Here is a 14,255-nt window from a genome sequence, read left to right as displayed (position 1 = left end):
GGCCGGCCGGCGCGCCTGCGGGAACAGCCTGCGGCGCGCCGGCGTTGACCGGTCGATGACCGTATACTTCACCTCGGACACCCATTTCGGCCATGGCGGCGCCCGCGGCCGCTTCCGCCGCCCCTTCGACTCCACCGACGAGATGGACGCGGCGATGGAAGCCAACTGGAACGCCGCCGTCGCTCCTGGCGACGAAGTCTGGCACCTCGGCGATTTCGCCCTGCACATGAAGCCCGACGCCATGGCGGCGCTGCTCGGCCGGCTGAACGGCACCAAGCACCTGATCGCCGGCAACAACGACGGCCCGCCGACGCTGGCCCTGCCCGGCTGGGCCAGCGTCGGGCATTACGCCGAGCTGACGCTGGACGGCATCGATCTGGTGATGTGCCATTACGCCTTCCGCACCTGGAACGGCATGCACCGCAAGGCGCTGAACCTGCATGGCCACAGCCACGGCCAGCTGAAGCCGCAGCCCCGACAGATCGACGTCGGCGTCGATGTCTGGAATTTCCGCCCGGTCACGCTGGCTGACCTGATCGTCCCGCGTCCGCGGCGGAAGAAGGCGCCCGAAGGCGACGCTCTGCTCTGATCACGCCGTCTGCCGCAGCCGCTCCGTCAGCAGGCCGCAGGCGGTGTCGGCCGGCACCGGGCGGCCGGTCAGCCAGCCCTGGACCTGGGTGCAGTTGTGGTGGCGCAGGAAATTGGCCTGCTCGGTCTTCTCCACCCCTTCGGCGACCACATCCAGCCCCAGCATGTCGGCCATGGCGATGATGGTCGACACGATACCGGCATCCTCGCGCTCGTTCGGCACGCCGTTGATGAAGGAGCGGTCGATCTTCAGCGTGGTGATCGGTAGCCGCTTCAGATAGCTCAAGGACGAATGTCCGGTACCGAAATCATCCACCGCCACCCGGATGCCCATCGCCTTCAGCGCGGCCAGCACGGCCAGCGCGTGGTCGAGATCCTGCATCACCGCACCCTCGGTGATCTCCAGCTCGATCAGGCCGGGCGGCAGGCGATGGCGGTCGATGATGCGGCGGAAATCCTCGGCGCTGCGGTTGCGCAGATGCTTGGGCGAGATGTTGACGGCGACCGGCACCGGCTCCATTCCCGCATCCAGCCATTCGCGCATCTGGCGGCAGGCCTCGTCCAGCACCCAATCGCCCAGCGGCACGATGAAGCCGGTCTCCTCCGCCACCGGGATGAACTCGCCGGGCGGGATCATCATTCCCTGGTCTTGCTCCAGCCCCGGCTTCTCCCAGCGCAGCAGAGCCTCGAACCCCTCCAGCGAGAAATCGATCAGCGACACCTTGGGCTGGTAATGCAGGCGGAACTGCTTCAGCGCCAGCGCCACCCTCAGATCGCCGTCCAGCGCCAGCTGGCGCCGCGCCTGCTCGGCCAGTTCGGGGCGGAAGAAGGCATGGCGCCGCCCGCCCATCCGCTTGGCGGCATAGAGCGCCGTCTCGGCAGCCCGCAGAAGCACCTGCGGGCTCTCCCCGTCTCCAGTACCGTCCGCGAGGATGTCGGTCGGATAGACGGCGATGCCGACCGCCGGGCGGACATAATGCTCGCAACCCGGCAGGGTGACCGGCACGTCGAAGGCATCGAGGATCCGCCCGGCGATCGCCGCCGCCTCGTCGGCGTCCTCGATTTCCTCGAGGACGACGGCGAAGTCGTCGGTGCCGATGCGGCCGACCGGATCGGTGGCACGCACCGAGGCTGCGATCCGCCGCGCCACCTCCTGCAGCAGCGCGTCGCCGGCCTGATGGCCCAGCGTGTCGGTGATCAGCTTGAAGCGCGACAGGTCCAGGCACAGCACGGCGAAGGGGCGCCGGCAGCGCCGGCTGCGTTCCACCGCGGCCTCCAGCAGCGATTCGATCATCGCGCGGTTGGGCAGGCCCGTCAGCCGGTCTCGGGTGGCCAGACGCATCAGTTCGCGCTCGTGCCGCAGCCGCTCGGTCATGTCGGCCAGCGTACAGACGAAGCCGCGCCGCCCCTGCACCACCAGCGGCGACACGCTGAGCGAAGCGTCGACCCGCTCGCCGCCTGCGGCCCGCTCGATCGCCACCTCCTCGTCCCGCACCGGTTCAGGCACCTCCGCCTGCGCCGCCATGTCGGCCAGCAGCGACTCGATCCGCGGGCGGTCGGGGATGGCGAACAGCCCGGACAGCGGCCGGCCGCGCAGACCCTCGGCAGGCACGCCGAACAGGGCGACGGCGGCGGGGTTATGCTCTTCGATCCGGCCGCGGGCATCGACCAGCAGGATCGCTTCGCCGACATTGTTCATGATGCCGGCCAGCCGCTCGTCCCGTTCGATCAGGGCGATGGCCGCGCGGCGGAAGAACTCCATGGCGCGCGCCATCGCACCGAATTCGTCGCGGCGGTCGCAGCCGGGAATGTCGATGTCGGTCCGCCCCTCCGTCAGCAGGCGCATGCGGTCCGACAACGCCTCCAGCGGACCGACGACATGCTGCGACAGGAACAACGATCCCGGCCAACTCAGCACCAGAAGTGCCGCCAGGAACAGCAGGAAGCCCGACGCCTGGACCAGGAAGTCGCGGTCGAGGTCGCCGATGTCGCCGGCGGCGGCGATGGCCCAGCCCCAGGGTTCGAACCGACCCTCGGCCGTCACCGCGCGGTCGATGGCCGACCATCCCGGCGGGATGACACCGTCCGTGAAGATTCTGACATGAAAGGGCTTTGCCGCCAGCGCCAGCAAGGCCGTCCGCGCACGGTCGCGCGCCTCGTCGCCGGAGATCGCCCCGGACGCCGCGGACCGTTCCAAATCACCCGCCAGCCTTTTCGCCGAATCCACCAGAGCGGCCGCGACCTGCTCCCGCTCGGCGACCATGCCTTGCCGCAGCAGGTGAAGCGCGGGAATCGCCGCCATCAGGCAGCCGATCAGGCCGATCCAGGTCAGCCAGCGAATCTTGCGGCGCAGCGTCATCGGGCCCGGCGTCGCTCTCTTGTCCGTTCGACGAACGGACGGTTAGACATACCAAGGGAAAAGTGACGACTTCATTTCAGTCGTGCAATGCAATTTTTCTTCGCATGCGCAACATACCAATGTCCAACCCATACGAACGTTGCATGCTGCGACGCTTTGTCCCGTACAGGGCGCCCAGCAGCGCCACTGGCCGCAAACCGTTCGGCCTCCCTCCCTGCACCGGCAGGGAGGGAGGCCGGCCATGGTTCAACCCGCGTCGGAAATCCGCCCCCCTTGGCCGGGCATCACCCCTGACCGGGATAGAGGCGCTGGAAGCCTTGCGTGACGCGGGCGATCACGGCCGGGTCGCGCTCCCGCCAATAGCGCGGGTCGCGCATCAGGGTGCGCAGTTCGCCCTCGCCCTCGCCGGCGGCGGGCCGGTCGACCGTCACGGACAGGGCCGTCGGTTCGCTGCCGGTCATCATCGCGTAAAGCGCCATGACACCTTCGTAGGTGGTCGCCAGCCCTTCCACCGCGGCCGACGGCAGGGTCTTGCCGGCCCAGGCCAGCAATTGTCGAGACACCTCGCTCCAGCGCTCCTCCCCACCGAACCGGGCGACGAGCCGTTCGACCTCGCGCTCCGCCTGGAACTCCGCGGCCAGGGTCTGCATCAGCGGGATCATCCGCTCGGCGGCGAGATCGTAGAGAAGCTGTGCCTGGGTCGGGGTGTAGCCCGCCTCGAACAGGCGGCCGTTGACCTGCGGATCGGGCTGGAAAAGGCCATGATCGCAGGCGATGCTGTAGCCGTCCGGCGTCTCCGGCGCCCCCAGCAGCCGGCGAAGCTGCGCCGGATCGAGAGTGGCCGGATCGAAGGGTTCCGCCTTTGGAGTCGTCGGGCTTGAGGGAGTCGGGCTCGGATCGGTTTCGAATGCCGCTTCGGGATCGGACGGCGCCGACCGCGACTGGCCCTGCGACGACAGGCGGCGCTCCAGTTCCAGATAGGATTTCAACAGGGCCTCCACGCGGAGGGCGCCGGTCTTGGGATCGCGGAACTTGTCCGGGATCGGCAGCGGCGGCGCCGTATCGGCGGATGCGGCGGATTCCGTCAGCATAATGTCGGCCATCATCAAACTCCTGCAGGGAAGGGAAAATGGCGGGGCATGCCGCCGGTCAGGCCGCCCGCCCGCGCGCGATCAGCGCAAGGACGGTGGCGACCAGCTGGCGCTGTCCTTCGAGGTGACGCAGCGCGGCTTCCGGCGCGTCGGGCCCCAGCGCGCGGTCGAGCGTCATCGCCCGCAGCACCGCCAGCACCCGCGCGCCGTCGGCCCCGGTGAAACAGCGGGCGAAGCTGGGCGCCGGATCGGCCTGGGGCACCGCGGCCGGGGCCGGATCGGCAAGTGGCGCCGTCTCCAACCAATCCCAGCCGGTCCGCTGGGTCATTGGACGCCCGGTCATGTCGCGGTCGGTCATTGCGCACCCCCGGCATCAAGTGAAACGGCATCGGCCATCGTCACCGGGGATGCCGGCACAACCGGAGGGGGAGCGGCGACCTCCGCGCGCATCAGCTTGGCCGGCACGCCGAAGGCCTCGCCCAGCCAATGGGCGGTCGCCGCGGCATCCACCGCGGCCTCCGCCTCCGGTCCCAGCGCCCTGACGCTGTCCAGCCAGCGCAGCGCCGCCTGGACGTCGCGCTGGGCCTGGGCCTGGGCGAGCGGGGAGCGGTGCTGCAACTCCACCAGCCGGCCATCCACGGTGATGTCGGGGATTTCGCCGCGCCGGCGCAGGATCGACACCGCCCGCAGCAGAAGCGGGGTCATCAGTTCGGCCTGCAGCCGGCCATAGGTGGCGCCGAGCAGCCGCGCCATCTCGACCGATCGCTCCAGCACCTCGGTCGCCGTCATCCGCGCCGACTCCACCGGCCCCAGCCGGTCGGCCAGCAGCGCGTGGCGGATTCGCCCGCGCAGATCGTCCAGCATCAGTTGCGACACGTCGAACCGGCCGGGGTTGGCCAGCGGCGTCAGCCCGGCCGACCCCACCGCCTTCGGGATGATGGTGCCGGGCACCAACCGGATGGTGGCCGGGTTCAGCACCCCGTCGTCCTCCGCCTGCCAGATGCCGGTGACGGCGATGGACGCGTTCTTCAGCACCAGCTCCACCACCTTGTTGGCGGTCTTGATGTCGGGCAACGCCTTCATCACCGGCGACCGGCCGTAGGTCTCGCCCGGTGCCTTCAGCCAGCGGAAATTCACGAAGGGCGACTGGGCGAAGCGGCCCTGGGCCAGCCAGGACGGCTCGGCCAGCCCGCTGTCCAGCACCACCGCCCAGCGATAGGCGGCACCGTCGGGCAGCACCGCCTCGACCAGGGGAAAGCGGCTGTCGGGTTCCTCTTCCGCCTGCCGACGCAGATCTTCCGGCAGCTCGGCGCCCGGAAAGCGCTGGAGGATTTGCGCCAGCGTCGTCTCGCTGCGGCGGAAGGTGGCGTCCAGCCGTCCGTCCGGCCCCTCCTCCAGCACCGCCTCGACCAGCGGCACGGCGGTGAAGCGCAGGCTGGACGGAGCGCCGGGGGCGGCCTCCTCCATCAGCAGGCTGGCGGTGCCGACGGTGACGAGGTCGAGGAAGGCCTGATGCACCTCCACCGCGAAGTTGGAGCGGTCGAAATGCGCCTGGACGATCCCGGCGGCACGGTCGAGCAGCGGAGCGATGCGGTCGCGCTCGGCCCCCGCCAGGGCGGGACCGGGCTGGAAGCCGAACCAGCGCGACCAGGGCGGCGTCAATTCCGACAGCAGGCTGGCCGCCAGCTGCTCCACCGCATCGGGGGCGGTGCCGTCGAACAGCCGGTCGACGCGGCGTTCGCCCGGCGTGCCGCCGCCGCGGAAGGGCCGGCCGTTGGGCAGCGCGTGGTCGTAGCAGTCCTGCCAATGGCTTTCCCAGACGGTGCGCCGCTCGCGGGCGATGCGGTAGCGCTCCAGCAGGGCTTCGGGCTCCGACAGATCGGCTTTCCGGCGGGTGGGCGGCTTCACGGCTGCGGATGCGGGCATTCGCGGTCTCCTCCGGTCAGGTGGCGGTGCAGTTGCCAGGGGGTCAGCACCCGCCGGTCGCGCAGGCCGATCAGGCGCTTGACCGCCTCGACGCAGGTGAAGGGCCCCCAGGGGGCGGGACCGGCCAAGCGGCGCAACGATGCGGCGTCGACCGTCAGCCCCTGGGCGCGGTACCAGCCCGGCAGGTCGAAGTCGGCCGGCAAATCCAGCACCGCCACGTCGGTGAAGCCGGCCAGCGGATCGACCGCCACCCAGCGCCGCCCGTCATTCAGCAGGGCCAGGCAATGGCGGAAGCCCGGCTTCAGCAGCCGCAGCCACCACAGCGACGCCTCCCCCCGGTAGACCACCCAGGCGCCTGCGCGGACCGCGGTCATCGGGCGACGCCCCGTGTCATGCCCTTGTCGCCCAGCGCCGGGGCGATGAGGTCGAAGGCCTCCCGCCACAGGGAATGGGCGCGCTGTTCGCGGAAGCGCTCCGGTTCCGGCACGCTCTGGCGGCGGCCGTAATGGACCAGCACATGCAGATGGTCACGCGTCAGCTTGCGCATCCGGTACAGCCGGTCGACCACGCGCAGCACGTCCTGCGGCTCGCAGGGCCGCGCGACCCGCCCGCATCCGGCGACGACCCGGGCCCCGGCCGCCTTGGCGTCCTGCGCCTGGACCGCCCAGAACCACGCCTCCTCCGCGGTGGCGAAGGGTTCGCCGTCGGCGCGGTAAGGCTCCGGCTTGAGCGGGACGATCTCCGATCGGCGGGCGGCGGGCAAAGCGGGGGCGGCCGGACTCAGCATGCTGGTCTCCTTGCGGCTTCGGATATTTGAAAGGGGGTGCGCGGGCCCGGGATCGCGGCCGCGTCGTCCGGTTGCGTTATGATCCGGCCGATGCGCGCGGTCAATAATTATATGAAAAAGTTCCTAGGGACGCTGTCGCCGGTTTATGAGATTATCGTCCCATGCTGAAACATACGGACATCTGGCGGGCCATCGACCGCCTCGCGGCACAGCACGGGCTCTCCGCCTCCGGGCTGGCGCGGCGCGCCGGACTGGACCCGACCACCTTCAACAAGAGCAAGCGCACGACCAACGACGGCAAGCTGCGCTGGCCGTCGACGGAAAGCATCTCCAAGGTGCTGGACGCCACGGGCGCGTCTTTGTCGGAATTCGTGTCGCTGGTCGGCGACGGTGCCGGCACCACCCCGCTGCAGCGGGTTCCGGTGATCGGCTATGCCCAGGCGGGATCGGCCGGCTATTTCGACGATGCCGGCTTCCCGGCCGGCAGCGGCTGGGACGAACTGCTGTTCCCCAGCCTGGGCGACCCGCATGCCTATGCGCTGGAGATCTCCGGCGACAGCATGGAGCCGGTCTATCGCGACGGCGATACCATCATCGTCTCGCCGGCCGCCCAAATCCGCCGCAACGATCGCGTCGTCGTCCGCACCAAGGGCGGCGAGGTGATGGCCAAGCAGCTGATCCGCGAGACCGCGACCAAGATCGAACTGCTGTCGATCAACCGTGCCCACCCCGACCGCAGCATTCCGTTGTCGGATGTCGCCTGGATGGCGCGGATCATCTGGTCGAGCCAGTGAGGGTTGGAACTGACACCTCCGGCACCGGCGCAGCGTCCTAGGAAGATTTACCTTTACTACTCACCCAGGCAGGCGGTACCGTCCATCCCATGGACCGCATCGCCCGCCTGGACAGCCTCTACCGCACCCATGACGGCCCAGCGCCGAAGCCCGAGCTGCGCGTCACCCTGCTGGGCGGACCCGGCCGCGCCATAGCCCTCAAGCGTGCCGCGACGCTCCATCTCCACACCAGTCTCGCAGCCGAAGCGCGCCTCGCCGCATCCCGGCGCCGCGACGGCCTGACCGCCGCGACCTGCCGGGCCGACGCGTGGCTGACCCGGCTGGCCGCCACGCTGGCCCATCACCGCCGGGCGGCGGTGGCGCTGCTCGATCAGCGGAACGCAAATTCCCAGTAAAGCGCCCGCGCCCGCTGGAACAGCGGCCCCGCCGCGAAGCTGCGATCCTCGACCTTGGTCACCGGCACGCATTTGGCGTGGTTGCCGGTCGAGAAGACCTCGTCCGCCTCCAGCACGTCCCGCGGGGTCAGGGTGCATTCCTCCACCGTGACGCCGTCGCCGCGCAGCAGGGCGATGACGCGCTGGCGGGTGATGCCGTTCAGGAAGCAGCCGTTCGGCACCGGCGTCCGCACGACGCCGTCCTTGGCGATGAAGATGTTGGAGGTGGCGAACTCCGCCACATTGCCGATGGCGTCGAGCATGATCGCGTTCTGGAAGCCGCGCTTGCGCGCTTCGGTCAGCGCCAGCCCGGCGTTGGGGTAGAGACAGGCGGCCTTGGCCTCGGTCGGGGCCATGCTCGGGATCGGGCGGCGGCGGGTGGAGAGGCAGGCGGCGAAGCCGGTCGGCTGCGGCAGCGGATCCTCGTAGATCGACAGGACGAAGCGCGTGCTCTCCGGCGCCGGGGCGACGAAGCCGTCCTCGGCATAGAACATCGGGCGGATATACAGCTCCGCCTCCTTGGGGAAGCGGCGGATCCCGTCCCAGCACAGCTCCTCGATCTCGCCGGCGGTGACCATCGGCTCCAGCCCCATCACCTGGGCCGAGCGGATGGCGCGGGCGCAATGAAGGTCCAGGTCGGGGGCGACGCCCTGGAAGGCGCGCGCACCGTCGAAGACCGTCGAAGAGAGCCACAGCGTGTGGGACAGCGGTCCGACGATCGGCGGGTTGCCCTCCACCCATTCGCCCTGGATCCAGCTCCACGCCTGGCCTGCCATGCCGCCCATGATTGGTCCTTCCCTAGTATGAAAATATGATCCTGCGCTGGGCGCCGCCGGCCGGCACCGCCCATTCGTGGTTCGTCGTCGTTGGTGATCTCCCGAAGAGCATACCCCCTCGCCGCCGCCGGTCAACCGGTCCGCGCGCAATCGTCCCGTGCGATGGAGCGGATTGCGGATTCGGCCGTTGATAGGGGGAAGCGCACGACCGCGGCCATCCAAATGGAGGAGACACACCTCATGCCGATCACCGATCCAGGCTTCAGCGCCACCCCGCCCAACCCCTTCCCCGGCCCGCACGAGGATATCCCCGGCGTCGGTCTGCCGGGAACCGACAACCCGGATCTGCCCGACCCCGGAGGTCCCGGCACCACGGACAGTCCGGTCCCCGGCAACGACCTGCCGCCATCGCGGCCGACCGATCCGGACTTCGCCTGATACCGGATTCGGAAAGTTCTGACTTTTCGAACCCGGTATCGCCCGCGACTGCGGGCGCGCGCCGCCAGGCGCGAAGCCTGCGTGGCGTATGAACGCAGCGGTCAGAATTTTTCTGACCGCGTATGAGGCCCGGAAACAGAAAAGGCGCTCCCGAGGGAGCGCCTTTTCCTTGTCGCGAACGCGATCCGCGATCAGCGGCGCACGACCATCAGCTTCTTGATCTCGGCAATGGCCTTGGCGGGGTTCAGACCCTTCGGGCACGCCTTGGTGCAGTTCATGATGGTGTGGCAGCGGTAGAGACGGAACGGATCCTCGAGGTTGTCGAGGCGCTCGCCCGTCATCTCGTCGCGGCTGTCGGCGATCCAGCGATAGGCCTGGAGCAGGATCGACGGGCCGAGATAGCGGTCGCCGTTCCACCAGTAGCTGGGGCAGGAGGTCGAGCAGCAGAAGCACAGGATGCACTCGTAGAGGCCGTCCAGCTTGGCGCGGTCCTCCGGCGACTGCAGGCGCTCGCGGCTCGGGGCCGGCGACTGGGTCTGCAGCCACGGCTTGATCGAGGCGAGCTGGGCGTAGACGTGGTTGAGGTCGGGGACGAGATCCTTGACCACCGGCATGTGCGGTAGCGGGTAGATCTTGACGTCGCCCGGCACGTCCTCGATCGCCTTCAGGCAGGCCAGCGTGTTCGTGCCGTCGATGTTCATCGCGCACGACCCGCAGATGCCCTCGCGGCAGGAGCGCCGGAAGGTCAGCGTGCTGTCGACCTGGTTCTTGATGTAGATGATCGCGTCGAGGATCATCGGCCCGAACTTGTCGAGGTCGACGACATAGCTGTCGACGCGCGGGTTCTGGCCGTCGTCCGGGTTCCAGCGGTAGATCTTGAAGGTCTTGGCCCGCTTGGCGCCGCTCGCGACGTTGACGGTCTTGCCGACGCCGACCTTGGAGTTGGCTGGCAGGTTGAATTCAACCATGGCTGATTTCCTTTATCCGGCGGGCCTTAGTACACACGGGCCTTGGGCGGGAAGACCTCGACCTCGTCGGTCAGGGTGTACATGTGGACCGGGCGGTAATCGATCTTCGTCTCGCCATTGTCCGCGACCCAGATGACGGTGTGCTTCATCCAGCCTTCGTCGTCGCGGTTCGGATAGTCCTCACGCGCATGCGCGCCGCGGCTTTCCGGACGGTTCTGCGCGGAATGCAGGGTGGCGACCGCCTGGCCCAGCAGGTTGTCCAGTTCCAGCGCCTCGACGAGGTCGGAATTCCAGACCAGCGAGCGGTCGGAGATCGCCATCTCGCCCTTCTTGGCATAGACCGCGTCGATCTTCTTCACGCCCTCGTCCAGGACCTCGCCGGTGCGGAAGACGGCGCAGTTGTTCTGCATCGTCCGCTGCATCTCCAGCCGCAGGTCGGCCGACTTGACCGAGCCCTTGGCGTTGCGGATGCGGTCGAACCGCTCCAGCGCCTTGTCGCAGCTGCCCGGCTTGACCGAGGGGGCCTTGCCCGGCTGGACGATCTCGGCGGCGCGGATGGCGGCCGCGCGGCCGAACACCACGAGGTCGAGCAGCGAGTTGGAGCCCAGGCGGTTGGCACCGTGCACCGACACGCAGGCCGCCTCGCCGATCGCCATCAGGCCCGGCACCACCTGGTCCGGATTCGAGGCCGTCGGCGACAGAACCTCGCAATGGACGTTGGTCGGGATGCCGCCCATGTTGTAGTGGACGGTCGGCAGGACCGGGATCGGCTCCTTGGTCACGTCCACGCCGGCGAAGATCTTGGCCGTCTCGGCGATGCCGGGCAGGCGCTGGTGGATGATCTCCGGCGGCAGATGCTCCAGGTGCAGGTGGATGTGGTCCTTGTGCTCACCGACGCCGCGGCCTTCGCGGATCTCGATGGTCATCGAGCGGGACACGACGTCGCGCGACGCCAGATCCTTGGCCGACGGGGCATAGCGCTCCATGAAGCGCTCGCCGTTGGAATTGGTCAGGTAGCCGCCCTCGCCGCGCACGCCTTCGGTGATGAGGCAGCCGGAGCCGTAGATGCCGGTCGGGTGGAACTGCACGAACTCCATGTCCTGCAGCGGCAGGCCGGCGCGCAGGATCATGCCGCCGCCGTCACCGGTGCAGGTGTGGGCCGAGGTCGCCGAGAAATAGGCGCGGCCGTAGCCACCGGTCGCCAGCACCACCATCTGGCCGCGGAAGCGGTGCAGCGTGCCGTCGTCCAGGTTCCAGGCCAGCACGCCCTTGCAGACGCCGTCCTCCATGATGAGGTCGAGCGCGAAGTACTCGACGAAGAACTCCGCCTCGTGCTTCAGCGACTGCTGATAGAGGGTGTGCAGGATGGCGTGGCCGGTGCGGTCGGCGGCGGCGCAGGTGCGGTAGGCCTGGGTCTTGCCGTACTGCGCGGTCATGCCGCCGAAGGCGCGCTGGTAGATCTTGCCTTCCGGCGTGCGCGAGAACGGGACGCCGTAATGCTCCAGTTCGATGATCGCCGGGATGGCCTCGCGGCACATGTACTCGATGGCGTCCTGGTCGCCCAGCCAGTCCGACCCCTTGACGGTGTCGTACATGTGGTAGCGCCAGTCGTCCTCGCCCATGTTGCCGAGCGCGGCCGAGATGCCGCCCTGCGCCGCCACGGTGTGCGAGCGGGTGGGGAACACCTTGGTGATGCAGGCGGTCTTCAGGCCCTTTTCGGCCATGCCGAAGGTGGCGCGCAGACCGGCGCCGCCGGCGCCGACGACGACGACGTCATAGGTGTGGTCGATGATGTTGTAGGCGGTCGCCATGGTCGTCAGGCTCCGATGAAGATCTTCACGACGGCCAGCACGCAGGCCGCCGCCAGGGCGAAGGACAGGAACTTGACGCCGATGATCAGCGCCATCTTCTGCCATTCGGCATGCACGTAGTCCTCGATGACCACCTGAAGCCCGGACTGGGCATGGTGGAAGGTGACCACGGCGGTGAGGACCATCATGACGGCCGAGAAGGGCGACCTCATCCAGGCGATGAATTCGGCATGCCCGGCACCCAGATGGCCGATGACGCCGAAGACGAACCAGACGGTCAGGGGGACCAGGGCGATCGACGTCAGGCGCTGCGACCACCAGTGTTCGGTGCCATGCTTGGCGGAACCCAGACCGCGCGCGACCTGCAGCGGCGAACGGAGGGTCTTGCTATTGGACGCCATGTCTTATCTCCTCACCACACGGCCAAGCCGACGATCCAGGTCAGCACGGTCAGCACCGCCGTCGCGCCGAGGACGACCTTGTTGTTGCGTTCGGCATCGGGCAGTTCGATCGCCTTGCCGGCGTCCCAGACCAGATGGCGGATGCCGTTGCACAGGTGGTAGTACAGCGCCGCCGACCAGCCGAACATCAGCAGCAGGCCGAAGAAGGAGCCGATGAAGCCCTGTGCGCGCGCGAACGCCTCCGGACCGGCGGCGGCGGCGACCAGCCACCAGACCAGCAGGAGCGTGCCCACAGCCAGCCCGACGCCCGTGATGCGGTGCGTGATGGACATGACTGCGGTCAACGGGAGTTTATAGACTTGAAGGTGCGGGGAGAGCGGCCGACCGCTGCCGTTTGCCATTGCGTCGTCCTCTGTTCGCGGCCGGACGCGGCGCAACATGACGATTGCCGCGGCGGCTGGGTGGTGCGTGCCCTTTTGGGACGGCTGTCCCGTCCTATTGGTTGGCGCAATGAATTACGCTCCCGCAGCAGCCGAGTCAACGGCGGGGGGTGGCCGAAAGTGCTGGTGTGACGATTTTGGCGCAGCGCGGGAAGTCGCTGAAAAGAAACGGCCTTCCGGTTCTGTGGTATTACCAGCGGATGCGGCTAGTCGGGGACCGTCGCGCTTGGCCCACCGCTACTTGTCGAAACGGCGCACGTTCTCCACCATCATCGAGTACATCTGCGTAATCAGTTCCGTCGGACGAAGACGGCCGAACGGAATGTTGTCCTTGGCCCATTCGACCAGCCCGGGCGGCGGCTTCAGCGGCGCCACCTCGTACCCCGCCTTCTTCAGCGCGGCGGTCACAGCCTTCGCCTGTTTGGCATAATCCTCGTTGAAGAAGGACTTGTCGGCGTCCTTGATCGCCTTGGCGATAATGTCCTCGATGGGGGCGGGCATGCCGATGCTGGAACCGGGTCTGGTTGGCGGAAGCGCTGACACCCTGTCATAGGCGGCGGGCATGGTGCAATCCGGTCGTGGCGCCGGTCAGGCTGGTTTCTCCCCCGCCTGAAGCCTGCCGAGGATCTCCTGATGATCGCGCAGGGCGTGGCGGAAGGGATGGCGCATATGGTCCGACATCCGCTCCATCGCTCTGGCATGAAAGCGATCCGGATCCCCAAGCAGATCGGCCAGCGCGCGGACCTCGGCCATGCCATAGGCACAGCGCCGCGGCTTGGCGCGCAGCAGGAAATGCATCGATCCGGCGGTTATCAGGCCGCGCCCATGACGGCGGGCGATCAGTTCCAGCGCCTTGCGGCTGTAGAAGAACACATGCTGGCCGTTGTCCTCGCCGAAATAATACCAGCCCCGGTCCTGCCCGGCGTAGAGTTCGGTCGTGACGATCAGGATGTCCGGATCGAAGGCGAACAATGCCTCGGTATCGCGCGCCGGATCGGGAAGATGTTCCAGCACCTCGAAGGCGGTGACGACGTCCGCCCGCTCCAGCCCGGCCAGTTCGGCGGAATGGAAAGGTACGTAGAAATTCGGCGTGTAGGGCTCATGCAGAAAGACGTTCCAGCCGCGGTCCCGCATCATCCTGGCGTAGAGTCCGTTGCCGCCGGCCCAGTCGAGGCAGAGAGCGTCAGCGCCGATACCGAGCATCGACAGGATCAGGTCCACCCGCATCGACAGATCCAGGCTGCGGGTGACGATCCCTACATCGGTCAGCGGACGGGGGTCGGCATACGCCTCGGCCAGCCAGTAGGGCCGTTCCGTCTGCATCGATCCGCAGCCGGTGCATTGGAAGAAGCCCGCCCGATGACGTCCCATCAGACGCAATTCGAACGTCGGGGTGCTGTCGGCCCCGCACAGCCGGCAAGGCACCGGTGCCCGGATATCTT

The 14,255-nt window shown here is 68.3% G+C and carries 17 protein-coding genes; 4 read left to right on the top strand and 13 right to left on the bottom strand.

Features of this window, described 5'->3' with window-relative positions; all coding sequences use genetic code 11:
• Positions 1–55: 55 nt before the first annotated feature.
• Positions 56–589, top strand: a complete 534-nt coding sequence (locus tag JHL17_RS06065; protein ID WP_200191159.1) for a metallophosphoesterase family protein — start codon at positions 56–58, stop codon at positions 587–589.
• Here the strand turns inward: JHL17_RS06065 and JHL17_RS06060 are convergent, their stop codons facing one another.
• The 6 genes from JHL17_RS06060 to JHL17_RS06035 form a co-directional block, all read right to left on the bottom strand.
• Positions 590–2,947, bottom strand: coding sequence for a putative bifunctional diguanylate cyclase/phosphodiesterase (locus JHL17_RS06060; RefSeq protein ID WP_200191158.1), 2,358 nt, complete (start codon positions 2,945–2,947; stop codon positions 590–592).
• Positions 2,948–3,231: 284 nt separating this feature from the next.
• Positions 3,232–4,050 carry a capsid assembly protein gene (locus JHL17_RS06055; RefSeq protein ID WP_200191188.1) on the bottom strand — a complete coding sequence of 273 codons (819 nt, stop codon included), beginning with the start codon at positions 4,048–4,050 and terminating at the stop codon, positions 3,232–3,234.
• A gap of 46 nt (positions 4,051–4,096) precedes the next feature.
• The gene (locus tag JHL17_RS06050; RefSeq protein WP_247893348.1) at positions 4,097–4,396 is read right to left on the bottom strand and encodes a Bbp19 family protein; all 300 of its coding nucleotides are present in this window, start codon (positions 4,394–4,396) and stop codon (positions 4,097–4,099) included.
• Positions 4,393–5,964, bottom strand: a complete 1,572-nt coding sequence (locus tag JHL17_RS06045) for a portal protein (RefSeq protein WP_247893347.1) — start codon at positions 5,962–5,964, stop codon at positions 4,393–4,395. Before JHL17_RS06045 ends, JHL17_RS06050 begins: the two co-directional genes overlap by 4 nt.
• Entirely contained in the window at positions 5,943–6,338 is a 396-nt protein-coding gene (locus JHL17_RS06040; RefSeq protein WP_200191157.1) for a hypothetical protein, read from the bottom strand. Before JHL17_RS06040 ends, JHL17_RS06045 begins: the two co-directional genes overlap by 22 nt.
• Positions 6,335–6,751 carry a hypothetical protein gene (locus JHL17_RS06035; RefSeq protein ID WP_200191156.1) on the bottom strand — a complete coding sequence of 139 codons (417 nt, stop codon included), beginning with the start codon at positions 6,749–6,751 and terminating at the stop codon, positions 6,335–6,337. Before JHL17_RS06035 ends, JHL17_RS06040 begins: the two co-directional genes overlap by 4 nt.
• 161 nt (positions 6,752–6,912) lie before the next feature.
• Here JHL17_RS06035 and JHL17_RS06030 point away from each other — a divergent pair, with 161 nt between their 5' ends.
• Together JHL17_RS06030 and JHL17_RS06025 are read left to right on the top strand one after the other, a co-directional pair.
• Entirely contained in the window at positions 6,913–7,545 is a 633-nt protein-coding gene (locus JHL17_RS06030; RefSeq protein ID WP_109051851.1) for a S24 family peptidase, read from the top strand.
• Positions 7,546–7,634: 89 nt separating this feature from the next.
• The gene (locus JHL17_RS06025) at positions 7,635–7,940 is read left to right on the top strand and encodes a hypothetical protein (protein WP_200191155.1); all 306 of its coding nucleotides are present in this window, start codon (positions 7,635–7,637) and stop codon (positions 7,938–7,940) included.
• On the opposite strand, the gene JHL17_RS06020 is transcribed toward JHL17_RS06025, so the two are convergent.
• Positions 7,916–8,764: a branched-chain amino acid aminotransferase gene (locus JHL17_RS06020; protein WP_247893346.1), complete on the bottom strand. Its 849-nt coding sequence runs from the start codon at positions 8,762–8,764 to the stop codon at positions 7,916–7,918. The genes JHL17_RS06025 and JHL17_RS06020 overlap by 25 nt on opposite strands.
• A gap of 231 nt (positions 8,765–8,995) precedes the next feature.
• Here JHL17_RS06020 and JHL17_RS06015 point away from each other — a divergent pair, with 231 nt between their 5' ends.
• Positions 8,996–9,193 carry a hypothetical protein gene (locus JHL17_RS06015; RefSeq protein WP_200191154.1) on the top strand — a complete coding sequence of 66 codons (198 nt, stop codon included), beginning with the start codon at positions 8,996–8,998 and terminating at the stop codon, positions 9,191–9,193.
• Positions 9,194–9,384: 191 nt separating this feature from the next.
• On the opposite strand, the gene JHL17_RS06010 is transcribed toward JHL17_RS06015, so the two are convergent.
• From JHL17_RS06010 to JHL17_RS05985, 6 genes are all read right to left on the bottom strand, one after another.
• Positions 9,385–10,161, bottom strand: coding sequence for a succinate dehydrogenase iron-sulfur subunit (locus JHL17_RS06010; RefSeq protein WP_200191153.1), 777 nt, complete (start codon positions 10,159–10,161; stop codon positions 9,385–9,387).
• Positions 10,162–10,187: 26 nt separating this feature from the next.
• A complete protein-coding gene (gene sdhA / locus JHL17_RS06005) occupies positions 10,188–11,972 on the bottom strand; it encodes a succinate dehydrogenase flavoprotein subunit (protein ID WP_200191152.1) in 1,785 nt (594 codons plus the stop codon).
• 5 nt (positions 11,973–11,977) lie between these two features.
• The gene (gene sdhD, locus JHL17_RS06000; protein WP_200191151.1) at positions 11,978–12,373 is read right to left on the bottom strand and encodes a succinate dehydrogenase, hydrophobic membrane anchor protein; all 396 of its coding nucleotides are present in this window, start codon (positions 12,371–12,373) and stop codon (positions 11,978–11,980) included.
• Between the two features lie 11 nt (positions 12,374–12,384).
• Entirely contained in the window at positions 12,385–12,774 is a 390-nt protein-coding gene (gene sdhC / locus JHL17_RS05995) for a succinate dehydrogenase, cytochrome b556 subunit (protein ID WP_200191150.1), read from the bottom strand.
• A gap of 276 nt (positions 12,775–13,050) precedes the next feature.
• Entirely contained in the window at positions 13,051–13,377 is a 327-nt protein-coding gene (locus tag JHL17_RS05990) for a hypothetical protein (protein WP_247893345.1), read from the bottom strand.
• Positions 13,378–13,401: 24 nt separating this feature from the next.
• Complete coding sequence (locus JHL17_RS05985) at positions 13,402–14,184, bottom strand: methyltransferase domain-containing protein (RefSeq protein ID WP_200191149.1); 783 nt, start codon at positions 14,182–14,184, stop codon at positions 13,402–13,404.
• Positions 14,185–14,255: the final 71 nt, after the last annotated feature.

Origin of the sequence: Azospirillum endophyticum (assembly GCF_016595245.1) — a bacterium.
GTDB classification, from domain to species: Bacteria; Pseudomonadota; Alphaproteobacteria; order Azospirillales; family Azospirillaceae; genus Azospirillum; species Azospirillum endophyticum.
The sequence above is the reverse complement of the archived record's forward strand: the minus strand, read 5'-3'. Positions and strand labels throughout refer to the sequence as shown.

Bases quoted from the DNA above. Each gene is read 5' to 3' on its own strand.
- JHL17_RS06065 (WP_200191159.1), top strand. From the start codon at position 56: ATGACCGTATACTTCACCTCGGACACCCATTTCGGCCATGGCGGCGCC.
- JHL17_RS06010 (WP_200191153.1), bottom strand. From the start codon at position 10,161: ATGGTTGAATTCAACCTGCCAGCCAACTCCAAGGTCGGCGTCGGCAAG.
- JHL17_RS06045 (WP_247893347.1), bottom strand. From the start codon at position 5,964: ATGCCCGCATCCGCAGCCGTGAAGCCGCCCACCCGCCGGAAAGCCGAT.
- sdhA (WP_200191152.1), bottom strand. From the start codon at position 11,972: ATGGCGACCGCCTACAACATCATCGACCACACCTATGACGTCGTCGTC.
- JHL17_RS06030 (WP_109051851.1), top strand. From the start codon at position 6,913: ATGCTGAAACATACGGACATCTGGCGGGCCATCGACCGCCTCGCGGCA.
- JHL17_RS06025 (WP_200191155.1), top strand. From the start codon at position 7,635: ATGGACCGCATCGCCCGCCTGGACAGCCTCTACCGCACCCATGACGGC.
- JHL17_RS06055 (WP_200191188.1), bottom strand. From the start codon at position 4,050: ATGGCCGACATTATGCTGACGGAATCCGCCGCATCCGCCGATACGGCG.
- sdhC (WP_200191150.1), bottom strand. From the start codon at position 12,774: ATGGCAAACGGCAGCGGTCGGCCGCTCTCCCCGCACCTTCAAGTCTAT.
- sdhD (WP_200191151.1), bottom strand. From the start codon at position 12,373: ATGGCGTCCAATAGCAAGACCCTCCGTTCGCCGCTGCAGGTCGCGCGC.
- JHL17_RS06015 (WP_200191154.1), top strand. From the start codon at position 8,996: ATGCCGATCACCGATCCAGGCTTCAGCGCCACCCCGCCCAACCCCTTC.
- JHL17_RS06020 (WP_247893346.1), bottom strand. From the start codon at position 8,764: ATGGGCGGCATGGCAGGCCAGGCGTGGAGCTGGATCCAGGGCGAATGG.
- JHL17_RS05990 (WP_247893345.1), bottom strand. From the start codon at position 13,377: ATGCCCGCCGCCTATGACAGGGTGTCAGCGCTTCCGCCAACCAGACCC.
- JHL17_RS06050 (WP_247893348.1), bottom strand. From the start codon at position 4,396: ATGACCGACCGCGACATGACCGGGCGTCCAATGACCCAGCGGACCGGC.
- JHL17_RS06060 (WP_200191158.1), bottom strand. From the start codon at position 2,947: ATGACGCTGCGCCGCAAGATTCGCTGGCTGACCTGGATCGGCCTGATC.
- JHL17_RS06035 (WP_200191156.1), bottom strand. From the start codon at position 6,751: ATGCTGAGTCCGGCCGCCCCCGCTTTGCCCGCCGCCCGCCGATCGGAG.
- JHL17_RS05985 (WP_200191149.1), bottom strand. From the start codon at position 14,184: ATGGGACGTCATCGGGCGGGCTTCTTCCAATGCACCGGCTGCGGATCG.
- JHL17_RS06040 (WP_200191157.1), bottom strand. From the start codon at position 6,338: ATGACCGCGGTCCGCGCAGGCGCCTGGGTGGTCTACCGGGGGGAGGCG.